Annotated in this window: 22 protein-coding genes; 5 read left to right on the top strand and 17 right to left on the bottom strand. The window is 66.5% G+C overall.

What is annotated here, in order from left to right; genetic code table 11:
• Window position 1 precedes the first annotated feature (1 nt).
• Genes ACHMXA_RS32385 through ACHMXA_RS32365 form a run of 5 tightly spaced genes read right to left on the bottom strand, consistent with a single transcriptional unit; the run spans window position 2 to window position 4,981 of the window.
• Window positions 2-499 (bottom strand): Zn-ribbon domain-containing OB-fold protein, encoded by a 498-nt coding sequence (locus ACHMXA_RS32385; RefSeq protein ID WP_395322531.1) that lies wholly within the window; start codon window positions 497-499, stop codon window positions 2-4.
• Window positions 496-1,698 carry a thiolase C-terminal domain-containing protein gene (locus ACHMXA_RS32380; RefSeq protein ID WP_395322529.1) on the bottom strand — a complete coding sequence of 401 codons (1,203 nt, stop codon included), beginning with the start codon at window positions 1,696-1,698 and terminating at the stop codon, window positions 496-498. Before ACHMXA_RS32380 ends, ACHMXA_RS32385 begins: the two co-directional genes overlap by 4 nt.
• Window positions 1,695-2,864, bottom strand: a complete 1,170-nt coding sequence (locus ACHMXA_RS32375) for a thiolase family protein (protein WP_395322527.1) — start codon at window positions 2,862-2,864, stop codon at window positions 1,695-1,697. Before ACHMXA_RS32375 ends, ACHMXA_RS32380 begins: the two co-directional genes overlap by 4 nt.
• A 46-nt stretch (window positions 2,865-2,910) precedes the next feature.
• Window positions 2,911-4,140, bottom strand: coding sequence for a lipase family protein (locus tag ACHMXA_RS32370; RefSeq protein ID WP_395322525.1), 1,230 nt, complete (start codon window positions 4,138-4,140; stop codon window positions 2,911-2,913).
• A 55-nt stretch (window positions 4,141-4,195) separates the two neighbouring features.
• Window positions 4,196-4,981 carry an enoyl-CoA hydratase/isomerase family protein gene (locus tag ACHMXA_RS32365; protein WP_395322523.1) on the bottom strand — a complete coding sequence of 262 codons (786 nt, stop codon included), beginning with the start codon at window positions 4,979-4,981 and terminating at the stop codon, window positions 4,196-4,198.
• A 144-nt stretch (window positions 4,982-5,125) separates the two neighbouring features.
• On the opposite strand from ACHMXA_RS32365, the gene ACHMXA_RS32360 reads away from it, so the two are divergent.
• Together ACHMXA_RS32360 and ACHMXA_RS32355 are read left to right on the top strand one after the other, a co-directional pair.
• Window positions 5,126-7,810 (top strand): LuxR C-terminal-related transcriptional regulator, encoded by a 2,685-nt coding sequence (locus ACHMXA_RS32360; RefSeq protein WP_395322521.1) that lies wholly within the window; start codon window positions 5,126-5,128, stop codon window positions 7,808-7,810.
• A gap of 107 nt (window positions 7,811-7,917) precedes the next feature.
• On the top strand, window positions 7,918-10,197 hold the full coding sequence (locus ACHMXA_RS32355) for an acyl-CoA dehydrogenase (protein WP_395322519.1): 2,280 nt from the start codon (window positions 7,918-7,920) through the stop codon (window positions 10,195-10,197).
• 400 nt (window positions 10,198-10,597) lie between these two features.
• Here the strand turns inward: ACHMXA_RS32355 and ACHMXA_RS32350 are convergent, their stop codons facing one another.
• Window positions 10,598-11,050 carry a helix-turn-helix domain-containing protein gene (locus ACHMXA_RS32350; protein WP_395322653.1) on the bottom strand — a complete coding sequence of 151 codons (453 nt, stop codon included), beginning with the start codon at window positions 11,048-11,050 and terminating at the stop codon, window positions 10,598-10,600.
• 25 nt (window positions 11,051-11,075) lie between these two features.
• On the opposite strand from ACHMXA_RS32350, the gene ACHMXA_RS32345 reads away from it, so the two are divergent.
• The gene (locus tag ACHMXA_RS32345; protein WP_395322517.1) at window positions 11,076-11,597 is read left to right on the top strand and encodes a helix-turn-helix domain-containing protein; all 522 of its coding nucleotides are present in this window, start codon (window positions 11,076-11,078) and stop codon (window positions 11,595-11,597) included.
• Between the two features lie 289 nt (window positions 11,598-11,886).
• Here the strand turns inward: ACHMXA_RS32345 and ACHMXA_RS32340 are convergent, their stop codons facing one another.
• From ACHMXA_RS32340 to ACHMXA_RS32290, 11 genes are all read right to left on the bottom strand, one after another.
• Complete coding sequence (locus tag ACHMXA_RS32340) at window positions 11,887-12,069, bottom strand: hypothetical protein (protein ID WP_395322515.1); 183 nt, start codon at window positions 12,067-12,069, stop codon at window positions 11,887-11,889.
• A 42-nt stretch (window positions 12,070-12,111) separates the two neighbouring features.
• Window positions 12,112-13,026 carry a manganese catalase family protein gene (locus tag ACHMXA_RS32335; RefSeq protein WP_395322513.1) on the bottom strand — a complete coding sequence of 305 codons (915 nt, stop codon included), beginning with the start codon at window positions 13,024-13,026 and terminating at the stop codon, window positions 12,112-12,114.
• Between the two features lie 467 nt (window positions 13,027-13,493).
• The gene (locus ACHMXA_RS32330) at window positions 13,494-13,793 is read right to left on the bottom strand and encodes a DUF2934 domain-containing protein (protein ID WP_395322511.1); all 300 of its coding nucleotides are present in this window, start codon (window positions 13,791-13,793) and stop codon (window positions 13,494-13,496) included.
• A 228-nt stretch (window positions 13,794-14,021) separates the two neighbouring features.
• Window positions 14,022-14,297 carry a hypothetical protein gene (locus tag ACHMXA_RS32325; protein WP_395322509.1) on the bottom strand — a complete coding sequence of 92 codons (276 nt, stop codon included), beginning with the start codon at window positions 14,295-14,297 and terminating at the stop codon, window positions 14,022-14,024.
• A 19-nt stretch (window positions 14,298-14,316) separates the two neighbouring features.
• Window positions 14,317-14,808, bottom strand: coding sequence for a ferritin-like domain-containing protein (locus ACHMXA_RS32320; protein ID WP_395322507.1), 492 nt, complete (start codon window positions 14,806-14,808; stop codon window positions 14,317-14,319).
• A 54-nt stretch (window positions 14,809-14,862) separates the two neighbouring features.
• On the bottom strand, window positions 14,863-15,768 hold the full coding sequence (locus ACHMXA_RS32315; protein WP_395322505.1) for an alpha/beta fold hydrolase: 906 nt from the start codon (window positions 15,766-15,768) through the stop codon (window positions 14,863-14,865).
• 4 nt (window positions 15,769-15,772) lie between these two features.
• Complete coding sequence (locus tag ACHMXA_RS32310) at window positions 15,773-16,672, bottom strand: ZIP family metal transporter (protein ID WP_395322503.1); 900 nt, start codon at window positions 16,670-16,672, stop codon at window positions 15,773-15,775.
• A gap of 750 nt (window positions 16,673-17,422) precedes the next feature.
• The gene (locus ACHMXA_RS32305) at window positions 17,423-18,220 is read right to left on the bottom strand and encodes a PASTA domain-containing protein (protein WP_395322501.1); all 798 of its coding nucleotides are present in this window, start codon (window positions 18,218-18,220) and stop codon (window positions 17,423-17,425) included.
• A 347-nt stretch (window positions 18,221-18,567) separates the two neighbouring features.
• Window positions 18,568-18,813: a hypothetical protein gene (locus tag ACHMXA_RS32300; RefSeq protein ID WP_395322499.1), complete on the bottom strand. Its 246-nt coding sequence runs from the start codon at window positions 18,811-18,813 to the stop codon at window positions 18,568-18,570.
• Between the two features lie 37 nt (window positions 18,814-18,850).
• A complete protein-coding gene (locus ACHMXA_RS32295) occupies window positions 18,851-19,036 on the bottom strand; it encodes a hypothetical protein (RefSeq protein ID WP_395322497.1) in 186 nt (61 codons plus the stop codon).
• Between the two features lie 376 nt (window positions 19,037-19,412).
• Window positions 19,413-19,691, bottom strand: a complete 279-nt coding sequence (locus ACHMXA_RS32290) for a hypothetical protein (RefSeq protein ID WP_395322495.1) — start codon at window positions 19,689-19,691, stop codon at window positions 19,413-19,415.
• A gap of 35 nt (window positions 19,692-19,726) precedes the next feature.
• Here ACHMXA_RS32290 and ACHMXA_RS32285 point away from each other — a divergent pair, with 35 nt between their 5' ends.
• Window positions 19,727-21,082 (top strand): cytochrome c, encoded by a 1,356-nt coding sequence (locus tag ACHMXA_RS32285; RefSeq protein WP_395322493.1) that lies wholly within the window; start codon window positions 19,727-19,729, stop codon window positions 21,080-21,082.
• A 32-nt stretch (window positions 21,083-21,114) separates the two neighbouring features.
• Window positions 21,115-21,855, top strand: a complete 741-nt coding sequence (locus ACHMXA_RS32280; RefSeq protein WP_395322491.1) for a gluconate 2-dehydrogenase subunit 3 family protein — start codon at window positions 21,115-21,117, stop codon at window positions 21,853-21,855.

The following is a 21,855-nucleotide window of genomic DNA, read 5'->3' as shown; positions in this document are numbered from 1 at the left end:
GTCATTCTCCTGTCGGCACCCAGTGCAGGATGTCGGTCATCAGGCCCTTGCGTTCGTCGATGGGGCGGTAAATCGCGCGCACGCGCATGCCGTTGCGCAGTTGGGTGGCATCGGCCCCGCCGATGAAATGCCAGAGGAAACCGCTGGTGCGGCCCGGTGAGTCGACCATCAGCTGGCCGACCGTGTAGTGGCCCTTCTGCACCGAGAGGTCGTTGGTGTCGATGAAGGGCATGTTGAAGGTCATGAAGCCGGCGACCGTCGCTTCCGGCCCCATCTCCACCCAGTTGGGGTCCTTGATGTTCTCGCCGTGGCAGACCGTGCACACCGCCTGGGGCGGCAGCATGCTGAAACCGCAGTGGCGACAGACGATGCCGATCAACCGGCCGTTGTCGCGCATCTCGCGCGCGAAGCGGCCATTGAACAGGCCCACCGGGTAGTCCATCGAGAAGTACGTGCGCAACCGCGTCGGTGGCACAGGCTTGTGCGTGGTATCGCTCATGGCTTGTCCTTGGAGAGAAGTAGCAGCGGGGTCCATCCGGTACCGCCGAACCCGGTGGCGATGCCCAGCCGAGGCTCGCGCGGCACCTGGTGCGCGCCCGCGTCGCCGCGGATCTGCAGCGCCAGTTCACCGAAGCGCTGGGTCGTGGAGGGCACGCCACCGTTGGTGCAGGTGACGCCGCCGGAGGGATTGATCGGCAGCGCGCCATCGATGGCTGTGGCACCACTGGCGGCCATCCTCCAGGCCTGGTTGGGCTCCGCCAGACCCATGGTTTCCATCCACACCAGCTCGGCCCAGGTGCAGGGCTCGTACATCTCGACCACGTCCAGTTGCTGAGCGGGTCTGGTGATGCCATTGCGCTTGTAGAGAATCTCGCAGGCCTTTTGCAGGCTGGGCAGGACGCAGCGCTCCTTGGGTGCGATGAAGTCCTGCAGGGCGGACCAGTGCTGCGCGGAATGGATGCTCACGACGTCCTTCACCCAGACCGGCTTGTCGGTGATCTGGTCCACCACATCCTCGCTGGCAAAGATGATCGAGGCAGAGCCTTCGGTGATCGGACACATGTGCAGCTGGCGCATGGGCGCCGTCAGCATCGGTGATTGCATCACCTGTTCGACACTGAGGCGCTCGCGCAGATGGGCAAAAGGGTTCCGAGCGGCGTTCTCGGAGGCCTTGACGCGCGCGATGGCCACCGCTTCCTCGGGGCAGCCAGAGAGCTTGGCGTAAGCCGCGGCCATCAACGACAACGTGCCGACCGCGCCGATGGCGCACCATTTCTCGGTGAGCGCATGCACACCGGAGGAGATACCAGCCTGCAGGAAGGGACCGCGCGGCATCACGTCGCCCGGCGGGCCGACGAACTTCGAGGTGGTGGAGATCATGGCCACGTCGCAAGCGCCCGCGGCCACGTGGTGGATGGCCGATATTGCAGCCGAGCCGCCGACGGTGCCGCCGGTTTCGATCTTGACCAGGGGTTTGCGGTAGTGGCCGACGAAATCGGCCAGTTCCATTTCAGATTCAGCGGTACCGGAAACCCAGTCGATGTCGCCGAGGACGATCTCTTCGACCTGCTTCATCGTGATCCGAGCATCCGCGAGCGCGCGGCGCACGGCCTGATTGGCCAACTCTGCCTTTGTGAACGGGCTATGGGCGGTCATTTCGGTCTGGCCGAAGCCGACGATGGCGACGCGGCGCTTCATGGATTGACTCCCAGAATCATCACTTGATGGAATTGCCCAGCGGGGCCGGAAGCGAGGTGTGCAAGGCCGGTGCGGGCACGGTCCACTTGGCGCGCACCGGCTTCGCCGCGCAGTTGCAGAACGATTTCGGCGACCCGCGACATGCCGATGGTGGTGTGGCTGGTGCCGGACAGAGCGCCGCCGGAGAGATTGACTGGCTGCCGCCCATCGTGGCCGCTGACGCCGGAGTCGAGCCAGCGAGCGCCTTCGCCCGCTGTGCAGAGTCCCAGCCCCTCGTAGCCCATCAGTTCTTGATAAGCGAACTCGTCGGTGACTTCCAGCAGGTCGATGTCGGTGCGCGGGTTCTCGATGCCGGCCATGCGGTAGGCCTTCTTGGCCGCCATCGCCAGCACTTCCGACTCGGCGAGATCGCGATCACCCAGGAAATAGCCGTCGCAGCAGTTGGCTAGGCCCTTGATCCAGACCGGCTTGTCCGTCAGCTGCCGGGCGCGCTGCTCATTGGCCAGCAGCATCACGATGGCGCTGTCACCTTGCGGACGCGACTGCAGCGTGGTGATCGGGTCGGCCAGCATCTTCGCGCCGAGCACATCGGCGATGCTGAAGTCGCCCTCGCGCAAGGCTAGGGGATTGTTGCGGGCGTTGCCGAGATTCTTGACCGACACCGCGGCGAGCTGTTCCGGCGTGATGCCGTACTTGTGCGCGTAGCGTTGTGCCTGGAGCGCAGCGGCCTGCACGTTGTCCAGGCCCAGCGGCCGGCAGAAGAAAGGGTCGAACACCTTGTTCTCGATGGCATTGCCGCCGCTAGCCGCCGTGGAATCCTGGCCGACCGCGATCACGAGCACGGTCTCGAATTCGCCCGAGGCGATTTGCCAGAAGGCTTCAAGCACGCCGACGGCACCGTCCTGGTCCACCTTCTCGTCGGGCCGCAGATTGGCGCCCGCCACATCAACGATCAGCGAAGCCGAGAATGGGCGCGCAATGCGCGAATGCTCATGGCAGATCAGGCTCGCGTCGATGCCCCCCTTCTCGTAGGCTGGCAGGAAGCGCAGGCCAGTTTCCTGCAGCACCGGCCTGATTGCCTGGTAGGCCAGCTCTTCGGGTGAGTAAGCCCGCTTCTCGCTGTAGTTGACTTGTGCCATCGACACGATGGCCACACGGTTGGACATATTCATCCTCTCTGGGTTGATCGGGCCCGGGCCTCGACAGGACAGGTCACGGGCAGTCGGAAGGCGCGGGTGCGCCGGCGAAGCGGTCCGCCATCCAGTCCAGGGCGAGCGGATAGCCCAACAGCATCCCGGTCGCGTGCTCGGTGATGCCGATGGTTCGGAAGCTCACCTTCGCGCCGCCGGCGCACCACGCGGTGAAGGTCTTCTTCGTGTTCTCGAAGGGCACGATCTCGTCGAGCAGGCCCGCGTAGACGAGCGCGGGCACGGCCGGCGTAGCGGTGCCGGTGCGTTGCTGCTGGAAGCGTGCCTTCCAGTCGGGACGCGCCAGGATGCCCGGCCCGTCGATAAGCACTGCGTCTCCCAGTCCCGGATAACTGGCAGCCATGGCGAGCAGGCACTTGTTGTTGCGCGCGTCGGCGATGACCGAACGCCCGTAGGAGGTCAGGATGGCGTCGAGGCCCAGCTCGGGATAGGCCGCGTTCAGTCCGACCAGCAGGTACGGGATCGCGCCACCGAAGAGGCCGCCGTTGTGGGCCGCGTACAGGCCGTCGACGCTCGAGGGCCCCGCTCCCGAGGCCACGCCCTTGACCTTCAACGCCGGCGCATAACTCGGCTGCAGCTCGGCAGCGATGGCCGAGGCGTGCCCGCCCTGCGAGTAGCCGACGAGGCCGACCGGCGCCTGGGCCGACAGGTTCGCCCCGCCCAACTGCTGGGCCGCGATCACGGCATCGAGCATGGCCCGGCCCGTGGGCGCTGCGACGCCGTAGGTGTGGTCGCCCGGCGTGCCGAGGCCCTGGTAGTCGGTCATAGCGATGGCCCAGCCGCGCGCCAGCGTCCAGCCGATGGGGCCGGCGATCGCCTCGTACTCGGTGCCGATGGCGAGCTGGTGCGAGGGAGCACAGCGGTCCGCGACGCCCTGCGTGCCCGACGCCCATCCGATGATCGGCCGCGGCGAGGACTGGAACCAGGGCAGCCACGGCACCATCACGTTCCCCGTGACGGCGATGGCATTGCCGTTGACGTCGGTCGACTTGTACATGATCTGCCAACCCCAGGCGGGCAGTCCCAGCGGCACATAGGCGCGCGAACGGATGAGCGTGCCGTGCGGCCCCTCGGGCAGCGGCGACGGCGGTGCGTAGAAGGGGTCGCCCGCCGGGTCCTGTAGCGGGCCAGCCACCGCGGCCGCCGACGCGCACAGACAGAGCATCAGCGCGGCCATCCATCGGCCCAGCGACCGGACGCGTCGTGCCACCGGCAGATCTAGTAAGCGATTCATTCGTTGTCTCCTGTTGTGTTGTTCTTCAATGCCATGGGCCGGCGCTTGGCAGGCCTCAGTTGCCCCGAAAGGCCGGCGCGCGTTTCTCGCGATAGGCGGTGAGCCCTTCGCGGAAATCGTGGGAGCGTGTGTGCTGCAGGCATTCGAGCAACTCGTCGCGCAGCGCCAAATTGAGCGGCTGATCCAGGGCGCGGTCGGCGATGGTCTTCATGCGGCGCAGCACCAAAGGGCTCTTACCGGCCATGCGGGCCGCCAGGGCGGCAACCGCCGGCTGCAGCTCAGCATCGGCCACCACCTCGTTCAACAGGCCCCAGGCCTGCATCTGCGCGGCACTCATCAGGTCGCCGGTGAACAGCAACTGCTTGGCGCGCTGCAGGCCGATCCGGCGTGGCAGCACCGCCGCGCCTCCGCCGCCGGGGAACACGCCGAAGTTCGCGTGGCCGTCGCCGATCTTCGCGCTGGCTGCGCCCACGAGAAAGTCACAGCACATCGCCAGCTCGAGACCCCCGGCGATCGTCAGGCCGTTCACCGCGCCGATGACCGGCTTGGGCATGCTGCGTAACTGCGAGAGCGTAGACAGGGTCAGGTCGGAGAAATTCGGCTCGCCCGGGGCGGCATCGATGGCGCCACGCAGGGCCTTCAGATCAGCGCCGGCGCAGAAGGCCCGCCCTGCGCCGGTCAGCACGAGCACCTTCTGCGAAGCGTCGGCAGCGACCTCCGCCAGCGCCGCCGACAGCTCCTGCAGCATCTGCAGGTTCACCGCATTGAGTTCAGCGGGGCGATCGAGCGTGATCCATGCGACGGACTCCCGCTGCTCGTGGATGATGGTCTGGTAAGTCATGACGGTCTGGCTCCTTGCATGGATGCGTCGCCATGGTGCGGCGCCACCCTCGCAGGCGCACCCCTCGTGTCGAGGGGGCGGGTTGCAGCGGAGAGCGTTCGGAGGAGGCACTCCCTAGAATCCCGAGCGCAAGGAGCCCGCCTTTTGCCGCTCGACCACCTTCTCATTCCGACCAAGTTCGCTCCACCGCGCATCAGCCCCAAGTCGACGGCGCGGACCCGGCTGCTGTCGCGGCTGCGCGAAGCGCGTGACTGCCGGCTGGCGCTGGTGTGCGGCAGCGCGGGCTTCGGCAAGACAACGCTGCTGGCGCAGTGGCGCCAGGAGCTGCTGAAGACCGGCGAGCAGGTGTCGTGGCTGTCGCTGTCGCAGGAAGAGCAGCAGTTTCCCCAGTTCCGCGCCTACCTCCTGGGCGCGCTGCAGCGGGCGGGCCTGGCCGTCGAGGACAGCACCGCTCTACCGTCCGAGGCACGCGCCGAGCTTCCGGTGGCGCAGACCGTCGCCACCATCGTCGATGCGGCCTGCCAGTCGAGCAAGACGCTCTACCTCTTCATCGACGACTATCACCATGTCGACGACGCACTGACGCATGCGCTGATCCAGGGCCTTTTGGACCACTGCCCGGACGACGTGCACCTGATCCTCGCGTCGCGCAGCTCCCCGCCGCTTGCGGTGAGCCGCATGCGTCTGACCGGCGAGCTGACCGAGATCACCCTGGCAGAGCTGCCCTTCGATTTCCAGGAGACGCAGGAATTCCTGGCCACCCAGCTCGGCGAAGTTACGCCCGACGACGCGCGCCTGATCCACGACATCACCGACGGCTGGCCGCTATGCGTACAGATGATCTGCATCCGGCTCAAGCGCGCGCCGGATAATCGCGCGCTGCTGTCCCAGTTGGTGCACCACCGCAGCGACCTGCAGCGCTACCTGTCAGAGGACGTGGTGCGCGGGCTGGCGCCCGAACTCGTCGACTTCATCGAGAAGATCTCCATCTGCCGGCGCTTCAATGCCGACCTGGTCTGCCACGTCACAGAGAACCCGCAAGCGCAAACCCTGCTTGACCAGCTGGAGCGGGACAACCTCCTGCTCCTCCCGGTCGAGATGGACAGTCCCACGCCGTGGTATCGCCTGCATCCGCTGTTTGCCAGCTTCCTGCAGGAGCGCCTGTCGGCGCGTGACTTGCAGCAGGTGCGCGCAGTCCATGCGCGCGCGAGCCACTGGTTCGAGGCACACGGCTCGCTGATCGAGGCCCTGCGGCACGCCTACCACGCGGACGATCTCGAAGCCGCGGCCCGGCTGGTGGAGCGCGCCGACCTGCCGGTGCGCAGCATGAGCTTCATCAGCACGCTGCAACGCTGGATGAGTCAGCTCTCGGCGGAGGTGCTGATGGCCCATCCCCGGCTGCTCGTGCTCGGCTGCTGGGCGCTGGTCGCCACCTGCCGATGGCGAGATGCACAGGCCTGGCTCGACCGGCTGCAGCAAGGCCAGGCAACGCTGCCCCCCGAGTTCACCCTGCACGCGCGCTACCTGCGCGCCAGCATCGCGCTGCAGCGCGACGACACCGATGCCGCGCTGGCGCTGATCGCGCCTTCGGACTTCGATGCCTTGCAGGAACGGTTCCTGCGCCAGGCCCATCTGGCCATGCTCAGCTTTGCATACTGCGCGCAAGGCCGCTACGCCGACGCACGGAGTCTGCACCGCAACCTCGCGCGCCTGTCGCGTGCCGAGTTGCTGGACGACATGGCGCTGGTGGCCGAATCGACCTTGCTGCTCAGTCACCTGCTGGAAGGCACCAATGCGGAAGCCATCCGGATTGCCGGGCCGTTGGTTGTGCGCGCCGAGGACGCGCACGGCCGGCGCTCGGTATCTGCCGTGAACTGCGCGGCCTTCGCCGCCGATGCGTACTACGAAGCCGATCGCCTCGCCGAGGCGCGCGACGTGCTCGCCCACCGCCTCGACCTGCTGCGCTTCTCGTCCCCGGAGCCGATGGCGCGCGCCCTCATCGCGCGCAACCGGCTGGCGGCTGCGCAACTGTCGCCATTGGAAGCGCTCCAGGGCCTGGCCGAAGACGAATCCCAATGCCGCGAGCAGGCCCTTGATCGCCCACTGGCGTATGTGCTTGCCGAGCAGGCGCGCCTGCATCTGCGGCTTGGCCGCCATGAGGCCGCGCAGCAGATACAGGCCGAACTCGACGCGCTGGCTGAACGCCATCGCGGCGCCGCCGGCTTCCTCGCCGAAATCGACGCCATCGCCGCACTGGCGGCGGCACGCCGCGCTCTGGCCGAGGGTCAGGGGGACGCGGCGTTGCCGGCGCTCCAACGCCTGCGGCAGCACGGCGTCGTGTTCGCGCGTCAAAAGAGCGTGGTGCTGGCCGACCTCTTGTCGGGCTGCGCCTTCGACCAGATGGGGCGCGGCGCGGAATCGAGGCACGGGCTGACGGTCGGTATCGAGGCCGCGCTGCGTCTGGGCCTGGTGCGCACCGTGCTGGACGAGGGCGAAGCCCTGCAGGTTCTGCTCAGGAAATTGGTGCCGACGATGGAGGCCGGCGACACCCAGGATTACCTCGCCGACCTGCTGCAACGCGCCGATGCCGCGCGCATGATCCGGCTGCCATCGCGAGAGGCCACGGCGCAAGACCAGAACATGAAGCCGCGCGAGATCGAGATCCTGCAGCTGCTCGGTCAATCGATGTCCAACAAGCGCATCGCGCTCACCCTGAATATCACGCTCGAAACCGTGAAGTGGAACCTGAAGAACATCTTCGGCAAGCTCGACGTCCCGAGCCGGTATGACGCGGTGATGGTGGCACGCAAGCGCGGGCTGATCGACTGAGGCACTTGCAGCGGCTCCACTCGAAAGGGGGGGTGATTGCTTTTGGGGGGCACACCAGAATCTTCGTCACGGTCCAGAAGTCGGACTGCCACACACGAGAGAACCACATGGCTGAAGAAGAACGCACTGCGCCGGCCCCCGAAATGCTGCCGAGCGACGAAGAGCGGGAGATGCTGCGCGAAAGCCTGCGCCGTCTGCTCGAACGGCTTTGGCCCGCCGAGCGCGCCATAGCGCTGGCCACCGACACGCAGGCGGTTGCGTCGATCTGGCACGCACTGGCGGAACAGGGCGTGGCAAGCCTGGGCCGTGATCCGCTCGAAGGCGGGCTGCGCGAGATCAGTGTGGCGCTGCAAGAGCTGGGGCGTGCGGGCTGTTCCGCGCCGCTGGTCGGCGCCGTGCTTACGAACTTGGCGCTTTCGCCCCTGCGAAGCAGCTCGCAGGAAGCTGATGCTTTGCTGGATGCACTCCATCGGGGCGACGCCGCCGTCGCGTTCGCGCTGGGCAGCTTCGATGGCGACCCGCGCGCGGGAGGGCTTCGGTGGGTCAATGGCCGTCTGCGGGGACGCGTGGCCTTTGCCGAGGGCGTCGCGACAGCCACCCATCTGCTCGTGTTGGTCGATCAGGAGCCCTTGCTGGCGATCGTGCCGCGAAGCGCGCCAGGCCTTGGGATCGAGGAAACGCCGGGCCTGGCGGCTCCGGCCCTGGGGCTGCTGACCTTCGACAACGTGGCGGCAGCTCCACTGGCGATTCCGCAACGGCTGGCCGAGGATCTGCACCAGATCGCAGGGCTGGCCTTGCTGGCGCGCGCGCTGGGCGCTGCGCGGCGCGGCTTTGACATGGCCGTGGAGTACGCCAAGGAACGCCGGCAGTTTGGTCAGCCCATCGGCCGTTTCCAGGCACTCCAGCACAAGCTCGCGAATAGCCTGATGAGCCTGGACGCAGCGCAGCTCCTGCTGAACAACGCGGCCCGCAGCCACGACCTTGGCATGGACAACTGGCGCGTGCTCGGCGCGAGCGCGCGCGCCTTTTCCGGTCCTGCTCTGCGCCAGGTGGCACTCGAGGTGCACCACACCTTCGGTGCCATCGGCTACTCGGAAGAACATGAGGCACCTCGGCATTTCCGGCGCATCCACGCCGATCTGGCACGCCTGGGCGGGGTGCGCCGAGCCCGGGAGCAATTGGCCGAGGCATTGATCAACCAGGGGCAAGCGCTTCCCGAGCAGGACCTGGGCGCGGCGGGCAATGCCTTTCGCATGGAAGTGCGCGACTGGCTGAAGGAAAACTGGCAGCCTGAAAGCCAGGAAGACGACATCGACCGGCCGTACGAAGAATGGGGCTACAACAGCCGATTCACCGCATTGCTGGGCCGCAAGGGATGGAACAACCTGAGCTGGCCCAGCGCCTACGGCGGCGAAGGCCGCACGCCCCGAGAGCAATTGGCTTTCATGGAGGAAATTCAGCGCGTCGGCGCACCGATGGGGGGGCGTGGGGACATCCAGGCTCATGCCCTGATGTCGTTTGGCACGCTGGCGCAGAAGGCGGAGTTCCTTCCCAAGCTCGCTCGCGGAGAAATCACCTTCTGCCTGGGCTACAGCGAGCCGGGCTCAGGCTCCGACCTTGCCTCCATGCAGACCACCGCCGAGCGCGACGGCGACGAATGGGTGATCAATGGACAGAAAATCTGGACCACGGCCGCAGAGAAGGCCGACTACATGTGGCTAGCGGCGCGCACCGATCGGACAGCGCAGCGGCCGCACGCCGGCATCAGCCTCTTCATCGTGCCAATGAAGACCCCGGGTCTCACGGTGCGCCCGTCGATGGCCATGTACGGGCACACCTTCTGCCAGGAATTTCTCGACAATGTGCGGGTACCTGCGCATGCACTGGTCGGTGAGGTCAACCAAGGTTGGAAGATCCTCACCTCCGCGTTGGCCACCGAGCGAATGATGATGGGCAGTTTCATCGCCAATGCGCGTGCCGAATTCGAGTGCTTGGTCCGATGCGTGCGCGAGGTCGACGACAGCCTGCAATCAGGCCATACCGATGGTGCCGTTCGCGATCGCATCGGAGCGCTCGCCGCCCAGGTCGAGGCCGGACGGCAGTTGTTCATGCACAGTATTGAGATGGCGGAGAAAGGCAAGGCCCCGATCCATGAAGCCGCCATGAGCAAGGCCTACACCGGCGAACTGATGGAACAGTTGGGGCAGGCCTCGCTCGATATTCTGGGCGCTGCGGCGACGCTCTCCAAGGGGACGCATGGCGCGGTCGCCGGGGGGCGGTTCGAGCAACTGCTGCGCTTTTCGATCCTCACCGTGATCGGCGGTGGCACTGCGGAGATTCAGCGCAACTTGATCGCTCAGCATGGGTTGGGATTGCCGCGCTCCTGATCGGGGCTCGCTACTCGTGGCGAAAAGGACCATTAAGGATCTACCCGCCTTCCCCCCAACTGCACGCGGTTGAGCAAGTGTTGGATTCCGGCGATCTCTGCGCCATACGCCGGCTGACCAGCAAGGTCAGCAGTACTTAAAACCGGCCACTGGGTCGAGATGACGCTGGCGCATGAATGACCGCTGCGTGGCCAAGACCGTGAACTCAGGAGACCGACATCACCGGCAGCAACCGCTGCTTAGCTGTCCTTGACTTAGGGACGCTGCATTGTGAACAGATAGCGACCGACTCAGCACTCCCTGAAGACTGCTGCACACCGTAGGGTTAGTACGCGTGATCCTCAAAAGCCATAGCTGAACTGTGGCGCTTCTTTGCAGCGACACGTGAAGGTGGCAGCTTTCATTCTTCGAGAAGCTGATACGGCCTGAGCTCCAATGCCAATGCAAGACGCTCAAGATTGTCGAGTGAGATGTTGCGAGCTTGGCGTTCTACGTGAGCGACGAAGGTCCGATGCAGTCCGGCCTCGAAGGCCAGAGCTTCTTGGGACCATCCCCTCAGTCCGCGCTGCCGGATCAAATTCAAAGCAAGTACTTCCCTCGCCGACGGCTTGGGTTGCTTCGAAGAATTCCTAGCATTAGTCACAGTGGAAGTCTTCGAGATAGATGCTTTTACGTCAGCCGCGTTTGAGTCACAATCGAGACTTCCAATCTGCGAAGGACCGGTCCCTATGCGAAATGTCCAGCTCCCGTCCCCGTTCCCCACCGCGCACTTGCTGAAGTTGCCAGTCTCGATTACGCGTGTACGACTCCGGCAGCCCGCTCCTGTCGTGCGTAGCCTGTCCGCGGCACGCATCGGCGTACAGGTGAAGGCATTGCGCATGGCGGCCGGGCTATCGGCCGGGCAGCTTGCGGCGGCGTCGGAGATCTCGGCCTCGATGCTCTCGCGCATCGAGCGGGGGCTGGTCTCGCCGTCGGTGGAGACCTTGGAGCGGCTCGCACAGGGGTTGCATGTGCCTGTGTCGCGCTTCTTCGGAGACCAGGCCCGGCGCACGGACTTCTGCCATGTGCGGGCAGGGCAGGGGCTCGCGGTCGACCGCATCGGTGCCGTGGCGGGCTACCGCTACGAGTTGCTGGGGCACTCGCTGTCCGGCAACCTCTTTATGGAGCCTTACCTCGTGACGTTGTTGCCGGAGGCGGGGCCGTACGTGACCTTCCAGCATCCCGGGCTGAAGTTCCTGTACTTCCTGTCCGGGGCGGTCACCTACCGCTACGGCGCGAAGGCGGTGGAAGTGGGGGCAGGGGACACGCTGCTGTTCGATGCGACGGCGTTGCACGGCATCGAGGCGATCCGTTCGGGGCCGGTCTCGTACCTCTCGGTGGTTTTCACTTTGCGCGATTGACCCACCTTCGGTAATACAGTCAGGCTTGTTGATTGAAGCGGCTGCCGACCCGGCGCGTCGCTCGGGCATTCGCCCGTGCCACTTCTTTTCATTTCTTCTGGCTTCGGTGTTCGGCATGCCGAATACCGCCGGAGCACCGGCCGGCGGTCAAGAACGGAGATCTTTGTTCGATGAAAAGGGCGGGATCTTTATCGGACAGTCGTGTGGGCGCTCTGGGTCGGCGCCGGGGAGGGCGGCGGCTGCCCTGTTTCGCGAGGCTGTCCGCCTTCCTTCTGTCTTCTTCCGCCCGTTATCTCTTCCCGGGTTTCAGGAAGCCTGGCACGTTCTCGCCCTCGCCAGGCCTCGTTTCGGTCGCTTCGTTGTCTTCAGCCGCGTCGTCGGGCGGCGGCTTCTCGAGGTCGTCGGCCCTGACCTCGGCCTCGGTCGGAGGGACGGGTGATGGAGAAGTGGTGGGCTTCGGGTCGGTGTTCATCTTTGTTTCCTCTTTCGGTGAGGCGCGTCGATGCCCGTGCGATCAGGGCTTCTTCGTGAGCTGGTCGTTCAGTTCGTCCAGCACCGCCTCTTCCGACATGCCGAGCTCGGCGCCCGTCTGCGGATCGCTCGCGGGGTCGGAGGCCGTGCGCGCCGCCATGGCGTCGACCGCGGTTTCTTCCTCGGGCGTGAGCTGAATGGCGGGCTCGCCGTCTCCTCCGTCTACCGCCATCTGGTCCTCGGGGTCCGCCACGAACTCCCATTGCGGTCCCTGGTTCCAGGGGCCGCGGACCTCGCCTCCCTTGGACATGTCGAAGTAGACCTTCGTGAACTCAGGCATCCCCGGCAGCTTGCCTGGCGGAAAATTGGGCGTGATGGCATAGAGCGCTTTCTCGAACGACTTCTGGTGCGCGATCTCGCGGGTCATGAGAAAGCCCAGTGCTTCCTTCACCCCCGGGTCGTCGGTGAGGTTGATGAGCCGCTCGTAGACGATCTTGGCGCGCGCCTCGGCCGCGATGTTGGAGCGCAGGTCGGCAGTGGGTTCGCCGATGCTGTCGATGTAGGCCGCGGTCCACGGCACGCCGGCGGAATTCACCAGCGCCGGCCCACCGCCGTAGAGCACCTGCGTGAGGTGGCTGTCGTTGCCGGCCCCCGTGATGCTGCGGTAGGTTTCGGCTTCCGAATCGACGCCTTCGGCCAAGCGTCCCTTGGCGCCCTTGTTGAGCATCGCGACCATCGTCCCGATCACTTCCAGATGGCTCAATTCTTCGGTGGCGATGTCGAACAGCATGTCCTTGCGGCCCGGGTCGTCCTCAGCGATGGCCTGGGTGAAGTAACGGCAGGCGGCGGCGAGTTCGCCTTGCGGCCCTCCGAATTGCTCGAGCATCAGGTTCGCGAGCCCGGGGTTTGTCTCGTTGACTCGCAAGGTGTATTGAAGGCGCTTGTTGTGGGAAAACATGGGAATCTCCTGATCGGGCGCCAGCGAACGGCGCGGTAAGTGGGGGGAGAACGAACGGCAAGGTGTTCGTGTCCGTGCGGCTTCTCGGGATGGCCTTGCAGTTCGGACGCCTTCAAAGTGACCCTCGCGCCGCGCAGTCGACGTAGTCATCGACCGCACGACAGAGTGCGATGTGGGCGCGATGCCAAGCGACGCGCTGATCGCACTCTTTAAAAATCAAACCCCGGGGGCACGCGGCACGTTTGGCCTTCTCGCCTCAGGATTTGCGCAGCCGCTTTTCCTTCAGGTCCGCCCGCCGCAAGGCGAGCTGCCGTCTTTGGCGAAACTGCGTCAGACCGGCGAAGAGCACCTTTTGCGCACGTCAGTCCTGCAGGCGACAGCCTGCCTGTGGATGTGGAGCGCTGAGCTTTAGCAGCAGGCATGTGCGTTGCCACGAGCCTTGCACTCCCTGGTCGGGCGTCTGGCCGCTATGCGTTGCGGCCGTCGACCTGAGCTTCTGCGTCCAACCAATCCTGCACTTCGTCGCCCGGCCCGCCACCCCGGCGCACATAGGCGTCGTAGGCGGCGCGGCGCACCCGTTCCTCGCGCGCAGCAGAGTCCTCGTTTTCGGGCGTGGGCTGCGTGGGTTGTTGGGTCGCGGCGGTGCTGGCGGAAGGATCGATGGGGGGTGCCGCTGTGGCGTCAGTGGTATCGGCGGTCCTTGTGGAATCGGCAGAGCTCGGCGCCTGCGCGTTTGCGGAGTTTGAGCTGCGGGTCGTCTTGGGCATGTTTACCTCGGCGGGGTGGTTGAAGATGGGAGCAACCTAAACCAATGCCCCGTCGCCGCCGTCGGACGAATGCCCGTCCGCGCGCGGATGCAGACGAAGAACACGAGGACAGGGCCAGTGAAGGATATGGATTGCGCGCTTTGGCGCCTTCCCCTGCAACACCGGCCATGCGTCGGTGCGAGCGTACGGGCAGAGTTTTGGCGCTTGGAACGCGACTCTCGTGCCGGCTCAGTGAAGCAGCGGTGGCCTCGTCGTGCCCTCGTCGGACGGACCCGCGAGGTCCGCAGGGCCAAGCACCACCCGTTGCGCCCCGGTCTGCGCGTGGACCAGCAAAGCACGCTCGCGCAGAAGGCCCATGCAGGCCGTCAGCGTGCACAACTGGTCCGTCGGCTCTTCGCCGGCCAGGAATTCCAGCGCCGCGCGGGTCACGTGCACATGCAGACGACGACGATCAAGCAGCTGGATGCTGAACTCATAACCGTCGCCGTTGTAGCTGTCCGGCACGTGACACCTCTTGCGACGATCAGGCGGCCGCTTCTTCGATCTGCGCGGCTTCGGCGAGCAGGCCCAGGCGCTTGTCGGTGGCCTGCTCTTCGGCGAGGCTGGCTTGGAGCAGCACAACTGCTTCGGCAAAGCCCAGCTTCTTGGCCATGAGGCTCAGCGAGGTGTAGCCCGCGATCTCGTAGTGCTCCGCCTTCTGGGCGGCTCCGATGAGCGCGGCGTCAAGCACCGGTCCCTTGCCGATCAGGTCGACCAAGGACATGGTCTCTTCGACCAAGCCTTCCATGCCGTCGCACTTCACGCGCTTGATCTTGAAGCCGCAGAGGTCGGCGACCTGTTCGAGCCGCTCGACCTGGGCGCGCGTTTCCTCCAGATGATCTTCGAACGCCTGCGAGAGTTCGGGGTCGGTGGCCGCGCGGGCGAGCTTCGGCAGCGATCGTGTCATCTGCTTCTCCGCGTTGTGCGTGTCCGAAATCTCGTGCACGAAAAGATCCATCACTGACTTGACTGGCATGTGTCGCTTCTCCATCGAAGTGGTTTGAAAGAACCTGAAATTGCGCGGCGCGCCTCAACGTTCATGTAGTCCTTGGGCGCTTCGGTCCGACAGTGCCGCGGCATCGGAGGCGTCCAGGAATTCGAGAAGCAGCGAGCTGACTTTCTGCGGCTCCTCGTGATGCAGCCAGTGCGAGGCGTGCGGCAGGTGCACGACTTCGCCGTTTCGGCAGTAAGGCAGCGCGGCCTCGGCGAGGCCGGGCTCCAGCGCCGAGTCGGCATCGCCCCACACGATGCGCACCGGCGCTTCGATCTCGTCGGTGCAGGGCTGCGCGAAGGGCATGGCCCGGTACCAGTCGAGCATGGCGCGCAACGCCCCAGGCTCGGCCCACGCCGCGCGGTAGCCGGCGAGTTGGTCTTCGCCGAAGGTGCCCGCACGGCTGGAGCGCGTCAGCGCAGCTTGCAAGAGCGCGAAGTCGTTGGCGCGAAGCACCGCTTCGGGCACCCAGCGCATCTGGAAAAAGCCCACGTAGCTGCTTCGCAGCATCTGCAACGGGTGAGTCAGCGCGAACGAGAAGAACGTGGCGGGATGGGGTGCATTGAGGATGACCAGGCGCTCGATGGCGGTGGCCTCGCGCGCAGCCAGGTGCCAGGCAACCATGCCGCCCCAATCGTGACCGACGAGGCTGAAGCGGGGTGCGTCCAGCGCACGCGCAATGCCCATCACGTCGTCGGCCAGCGTGTCCAGGGCATAGCTGCCGACCCCGGCGGGTTTTGCCGATGTGCCGTAGCCCCGCTGGTCGGGGACCGCCACGCGCCAGCCCGCGTCGACCAGGGGCTGGATCTGCCGCCGCCACGCGCCCCAATGTTCGGGAAAGCCGTGAAGCAGGATCACGAGCGGCGCGTCGGCATGGCCTGCGGTCACCACATGCAGGGCGACGCCGTTCGCGCGCAGGGTCTGGTGTTCAAGGGGCGCCGTCATGGATTCAGCCCAACGCGGTGTCCAGGACCATCATCAGCACGAACCCCAGCAGGAGTCCTGTGGTCGCATGGGCCTCGTGGCCCTTGCGGTGCGACTCGGGAATGATCTCGTGGCTGATGACGAAGAGCATCGCGCCGGCGGCCATCGCGAGGCCCCACGGGAGCAGGGCGGCCGTCAGCCCGATGACTGCAGCGCCCAGGACGGCGGCGACCGGCTCGACCAGCCCCGACAACACGCCGAGTCCCGCCGCGCTCAGCTTGCCGTAGCCCACGCTGCGCAACGCCAGTGCGACGACCAGGCCTTCGGGCACGTCCTGGATCGAGATGCCGGTCGTCAGCGCGGCGGCGCCGACCGGATCGGTCCCGGCGAACGCGACGCCGATGGCCAGGCCTTCGGGCAGGTTGTGCAGCACGATGGCCAGCACGAATAGCCACACGCGCTTGAGCGCGCGCGACTCCGGCCCTTCGACACCCTTGACGAAATGCTCATGCGGGACGACGCGATCGATGACGAGCAGCGCCAGCGCGCCGAGCAATACGCCCGCTGCGACCAGGGCACCGCTGCCCCACGCGCCGGCGCCTTGCGATTTGGCCGCCGCGAGCGCCGGTATGACCAGCGAAAACGAGCTGGCCGCGAGCATCACGCCCGCACCGAATCCCAGCAAGCTGTCGTAGACCCGTTGCGAGAACTGCTGCGAAAGAAGAACCGGCACGGTGCCGAGTGCGGTGGCCAACGCCGCGATGCAACCGCCGGTGAGCGCAGCGCCGGTGGCAGAGCCGGACCGGGCAAGGTGCACGCCTTCGACGATCAGCACCAGGACACCGGCGCATGCAATGGCAGCGCCGATCCAGCGCTTTGCCGTCCTCACAACGACCCAGGAGTTCGGGAAATGAATATCGGCCATGGGGACGTTCAGTGAAGGTGAGGAGGGCGAGCATTGGGGCTGCAGGGCGGCCGGCTGTAGGAAGACACCGCCCCTGGAATGCAGTTGACTTCCATTTCCATCACGGCGCGAGCTCATCGCGCAATGCCTCGCCGGTGGCGGCGCAGGGTTCGCGCTGGGACTCGGGCAGGACGCTTCGGTGACGTCTGACCGGCCGTTCGGACCGACAGTCACTGCTTCGATGCGGCTCGCAGCGCGGTCATCGCCGGTTGTCACTGGCTTCGCATCGTGGCCGACGCTTGGCGCAGGTGGCTCACCTGGGCCATCCGCCCATCCGCCCATCGGGCCATCGGTCGCCGATACACTCCCGGGCATGGCTCGCGGCGCGGGTCGTGCGCCCGGCTGCGATGGCGGGGCTGACGCAGCCTTGCACCACCACCCGCATGATCGAGGTTGCCGCCGCACTCAGCCGTGCGGGTTGCCGGCCAGACGGGGAATCAGGCCAGCGAGCCGTTGCCCTCCGGCTGGGGCATGGCGCGCAAGGGTGACCGGTCGACGCTGCCGCGGGTTGATCGCACATCCTGCGTGCCATTGCCGTGCGCAAGCTTTCGGGAGGTCGCAGTGCGCTTCACGTGGCTTCCTTCGCTGGATCGCGTGGCATTGGGGCATGCCGACGCGGCGCGCAGGCCGGTGCTACGAGCGCGCGCAAAAAAAAGCGTCGCGGTCGGCGTGCTCCTTGGGTTCGATGAGGTCCGCCAAGGTGGTGTGGATTCAACGGCACATGACGGCGTAGTCCGAGACACTCGGAAGGGCGTCTTCGCCGACGGTGGTCAAGGTCAGCCTGCCGGCCGGACCGGCGTAGCCGAAATCGCAATAGCCAAGGCCGGTGCCCGCGCAGGACTCGGCCTCGGCGATGCCGCGCCTGACCAGCGCGGCCTGCCTCGGTTCAGGACTGGCCCCGCCCCGCACGGGCTTCCAGCCCTTGGCGGCGAGCACCTTGCGCGCCTTGTCGATCGACATGCCGTAGACGTTCGGCACCTTCGCCTGGCCCTTGCAGACCGACTCCTCATTGGCCAGCTTTCCCAGGTGCACAGTGCCGTCTGCCTCGATGCGCAAGTCGCCCACTGGCGAGCCGACCGCGTCGCCGTCCCACACCCGGACAGTGCCACCCTCGAGTGCCGTCAGGTTGCCGATGGCGGTATCTTCCGCCGACTTGCCGTAGGCCAGCGCGAGCATCTTGTCGCCGTCGAACACCGCCACGTTGCCCTGGGTGATGCTGCAGGTGCCGCTGGTGCCGGCTTCCATCTGGCCGGCGAAGCTGACCGCGCGATAGGCGCCCAGCGGCACGTCCGCCGTCACCGCCCATCCCTGTGCAGCCACCAGCTTGGCCGCCGCCGACTTCGGCCGGATCACGCGCCACGGACAACCGTTTCGATCGTCGGCACTGCCGCCTGCCTTGGGCAGGCTGGTGATCGCCTGGATGCGAATGTCCTTCAGGTCGGATTGCACGCGCACCGTCGGCGCAGCGGTTTGTGCCACCCCAGGCAGCGCCATGGCGAGGCCCAGCAAGAGCGCCGCGCTCCGGGCGGCACACACGTCGAGGATTCTTGGAAAGCTGCGTGACGGCATATTGAAGTTTGGATTGAAAGCAGGTCCGAGGCGTGGCGCTCGTGCGCACGTACCGGTGGGTGCATGAAGGTGGAGCGCGCATCGAGATGCGACCCGCACAGGTGTTCGCGCCCAACGGCGCGTCCCCGGCTTGACCTTCGGGGGGACGTCAGAGGTCCATCACCGTCGCAGCTTCTCCTGTGGCGCCTGCGCGGCGCGCTGAGCATACTATTTTGAGTGTGGCCGCTGCTCACCTCAAAGTCGTGTCGGCACCTGCGGCATTTGGTGTCCATCCTTCACGCTCCAACTCACCCAAGAAAGGTCAACAAAGGAGCCAGCGAAATGTTCAGTTCCTGCGAAGAGCTCGCGGCTTGGATGGCGGCCGACGAGGGGTTGAGTTTGCGATGAAATGGGCAGAGCAGATCGCCAAACGAGGGCGCAATCCGCCGCAAGCTTTGGCACGGGTGGCGTCGCTGCGAGACATCGCCAGCCAGCGCTTTGAACAGATGATGGCTCACTTCGAACGGCGACAGCAGCTTCTGGCCAAGCCGCATCGTCGTGCGCGAACTGCCCTGCCAGCCAGTCCAAGCTTCAGGAGGACTTCGCCTCCAGGCGGGCCAGGTCGGCCACAAATACGGCCAGCGTCTGCTTCATCGTTTCCAGCAAGACAATAGCAAGGCCTACCTGGCCGCCGTGAGGGTCCATTCGAGCAACCCGCACGGCCTGTTCGTCGACGAGGCGAGAGCCGCTCGCGACGTGGCGTCGCGCGAGTCGCAAGGGTGTCTCAGTGTCGGGCATCATTCCCTACGGCTTAAGCCAGTTTTCCAGTATGCGCCCGATCCGGGAGCGTCCGGGTGACAGATCCCAGTTGTGCGGCAGTTCGTGTATGCGGCTGTTGGGGCTTCCAGCATGCGACGCCCGGATGCAGAGCCGACCAAACCCGATCCCAGCAGGCTGCCGGTGATGCCGGTGCTCCGGCGAGAAGGCGGTGAATGCAAGCTGGTGCATCGCCGCGCTCCCGGCTTCCGTTGTCGTCGAAGTCGTTCGAGCAAGGCGCCCTGTTCCGTCATGATCAGCCGGGTCGCTGTGGCCGGGGCCCTGATTCGAGGGTGGCGAGCGAGATCGGGATCTTGCGGCCGTCCATTTGCAGCTCTCAGGCACAGACGATCCGTTCGCCGGGGATGAGGTCGAAGCAGGTCGCATCGAACTCGGTCACCATGCCGCATTTCTCTGCAGGGCAGCGGCAGCCCCCACATGGAAGCAGACGCAGCCATGCCTTGAGGCCAGCTCGCAGGGCCGGTATCCCTTCGTCGAACGCAGCGGCGACGGCGACTTCGATGCAGGAAATCCGGCCTTGCTGCAAACTGTTCGAAGCGTCGCTGGCCTTCGGGCCCGCATGCTGGCGCTGGAAATGCTCGTCGACATCCCTCACGCTGTAAACGCACCGCCCCCGAGAGGAGCGCATCGATGCTGAAAAAGTACCTATGGGTCGTGCTCGGCCTTGCGGCACTCGTCTTCATAGTCCTGTTGGCGCTGGCGCTGTGGCCGACGTCCACGAGGGCCATCGCCGCAGGCGCGGACGGCCGTTCGCCGGGCCTGGTGGCCAAGGGGCAGTACCTGGCGCAGGCGGGCGACTGCGTGGCCTGCCACACCGCGCCGGGCGGCGCGCCCTTCGCGGGTGGACTGCCGCTGGCCTCGCCCATCGGCGCGATCTACAGCACCAACATCACGCCCGATCGCGACAGCGGCATCGGCCGGTACTCGCTGGACGACTTCGATCGCGCCGTGCGCCACGGCATCCGCGCCGATGGCGACTCGCTGTATCCGGCGATGCCCTTTCCCTCCTATGCGCGCATGACGGACGACGACGTGCGCGCGCTGTACGCCTTCTTCATGCAGGGCGTGACGCCGGCGCCGGCGACCCCGCATCCGCGCGGCCTGGTCTGGCCCTTGTCGATCCGCTGGCCGCTGGCGCTGTGGCGCAAGGCCTTCGCGCCCCGGCCCGATGCCGTCGCCTTCGATGCCCACCGCTATGCGGACATGTCGGTGGCGCGCGGTGCGTACCTCGTGCAGGGCCTGGGCCATTGCGGCAGTTGCCACACGCCGCGGTCGGTCACGATGCAGGAGAAGGCGCTGGACGAGTCCGGCTCCGCCTACCTGGCGGGCGGTCCCCTCATCGACGGATGGGTCGCGGTGAATCTGCGCGGCAATCCTGCCGATGGCCTGGGCGGCTGGTCGGCGGCCGACATCGTCGCCACCCTGCGGGCGGCGCGCAACCCGTCCCACGCGGTGGTCGGCGGCCCGATGAACGACGCCATCGTGCACAGCACGCAGCACCTGAGCGATGAGGACCTGAACGCCGTCGCCGCCTATCTGAAGACGCTGGAGCCGAGCGCCGATGCGGTGTCGACATTCAAGCCGGACCCCGCCACGGCCACGGCCCTGTGGCAAGGCGTCAACGCGACACGGGGCGCCGAGCTCTACGCGGACAACTGCGCGGGCTGTCACCGCAGCGATGGCAAGGGCTATGCGCGGGTCTTTCCCAGCATTGCCGGCAACTCGACCGTGTTGACCGCCGATCCGAGCTCGGTCATCCGGCTGATCCTGCAAGGCAGCAAGTTGCCCGCGACGGGCACGGCGCCTTCCGAACTGGCCATGCCCGGCTTTGGCTGGCGCCTGTCGGACGACGAGGTCGCGCAGCTCGCGAGCTTCGTGCGCCAGAGCTGGGGCAACCAGGCGCCGAAGGTGGACGCGGCGCAGGTGGGCCCCATTCGCCAGGCCGTCGAGAAGGACATCGCCGCGCAGGCGCCGGCCGCCCGATAGGCCTGGGCCCGACCCTCTACAGGAGCATCACCGTGACCGCACCGAACCCACCCGATTCTTCCCCGGATTCTTCTTCCAGGCGCCGGCTCTTCAAGGGCCTGGGCGCAGCGGCTTTCGCCGCCGTCGCACTGCCCGCCTGCGACAGCCGGCCGGCGGCGGCAATGCCCGGCAGCGCGGGCGCAGCCCCGGAGACACAGCCCTACACGCCGCGCTTTTTCACGGCCGACGAATGGGCCTTTGTCCGTGCTGCCAGCGGGCGTTTGATTCCGAGCGACGCGCTGGGGCCAGGGGCGATCGAGGCGGGCGTGCCGGAATTCATCGACCGGCAGATGGACACGCCCTGGGCCACGGGGGCGCTGTGGTACATGCAGGGCCCGTTCCAGGCCGATGCACCGGCCACCCTGGGCTACCAGTCGCAGCTCACGCCGCAGCAGATCTATCGGCTGGGTCTCGCCGCCGCCGACGGCTTCGTGCGCAAGGCCCACGGCAAGCCCTTTGCCGAGCTCGCCGCGGATGCACAGGACGCGGCCTTGCACGCCATCGAAGCGGGGCAGGCGCCGTTCGACACCGTGCCGGCCGGGCTCTTCTTTTCGCTGCTGCTGCAGAACGTGCGCGAAGGCTTCTTTGCCGATCCCGTGCATGGCGGCAACCGCGGCCTGGTCGGCTGGAAGCTGATCGGTTTTCCCGGCGTGCGCGCCGATTTCATGGACTGGGTCGAGCGCGACGTTCCGTACCCCTTGCCGCCGGTGGCGCTGAGCGGGAGGCGAGGCTGA

Source organism: Variovorax sp. UC74_104 (genome assembly GCF_044055375.1).
In the GTDB taxonomy this organism is placed as follows: domain Bacteria; phylum Pseudomonadota; class Gammaproteobacteria; order Burkholderiales; family Burkholderiaceae_C; genus Variovorax.
This window is presented reverse-complemented; position numbering and strand designations above follow the sequence as displayed.

Bases quoted from the DNA above. Each gene is read 5' to 3' on its own strand.
- ACHMXA_RS32355 (WP_395322519.1), top strand. From the start codon at position 7,918: ATGGCTGAAGAAGAACGCACTGCGCCGGCCCCCGAAATGCTGCCGAGC.
- ACHMXA_RS32365 (WP_395322523.1), bottom strand. From the start codon at position 4,981: ATGACTTACCAGACCATCATCCACGAGCAGCGGGAGTCCGTCGCATGG.
- ACHMXA_RS32310 (WP_395322503.1), bottom strand. From the start codon at position 16,672: ATGGCCGATATTCATTTCCCGAACTCCTGGGTCGTTGTGAGGACGGCA.
- ACHMXA_RS32380 (WP_395322529.1), bottom strand. From the start codon at position 1,698: ATGAAGCGCCGCGTCGCCATCGTCGGCTTCGGCCAGACCGAAATGACC.
- ACHMXA_RS32285 (WP_395322493.1), top strand. From the start codon at position 19,727: ATGCTGAAAAAGTACCTATGGGTCGTGCTCGGCCTTGCGGCACTCGTC.
- ACHMXA_RS32385 (WP_395322531.1), bottom strand. From the start codon at position 499: ATGAGCGATACCACGCACAAGCCTGTGCCACCGACGCGGTTGCGCACG.
- ACHMXA_RS32320 (WP_395322507.1), bottom strand. From the start codon at position 14,808: ATGCCAGTCAAGTCAGTGATGGATCTTTTCGTGCACGAGATTTCGGAC.
- ACHMXA_RS32350 (WP_395322653.1), bottom strand. From the start codon at position 11,050: ATGCGTGCCGCGGACAGGCTACGCACGACAGGAGCGGGCTGCCGGAGT.
- ACHMXA_RS32335 (WP_395322513.1), bottom strand. From the start codon at position 13,026: ATGTTTTCCCACAACAAGCGCCTTCAATACACCTTGCGAGTCAACGAG.
- ACHMXA_RS32315 (WP_395322505.1), bottom strand. From the start codon at position 15,768: ATGACGGCGCCCCTTGAACACCAGACCCTGCGCGCGAACGGCGTCGCC.
- ACHMXA_RS32330 (WP_395322511.1), bottom strand. From the start codon at position 13,793: ATGCCCAAGACGACCCGCAGCTCAAACTCCGCAAACGCGCAGGCGCCG.
- ACHMXA_RS32345 (WP_395322517.1), top strand. From the start codon at position 11,076: ATGGCGGCCGGGCTATCGGCCGGGCAGCTTGCGGCGGCGTCGGAGATC.
- ACHMXA_RS32340 (WP_395322515.1), bottom strand. From the start codon at position 12,069: ATGAACACCGACCCGAAGCCCACCACTTCTCCATCACCCGTCCCTCCG.
- ACHMXA_RS32370 (WP_395322525.1), bottom strand. From the start codon at position 4,140: ATGAATCGCTTACTAGATCTGCCGGTGGCACGACGCGTCCGGTCGCTG.
- ACHMXA_RS32300 (WP_395322499.1), bottom strand. From the start codon at position 18,813: ATGCGGCTTGGCCAGAAGCTGCTGTCGCCGTTCGAAGTGAGCCATCAT.
- ACHMXA_RS32375 (WP_395322527.1), bottom strand. From the start codon at position 2,864: ATGTCCAACCGTGTGGCCATCGTGTCGATGGCACAAGTCAACTACAGC.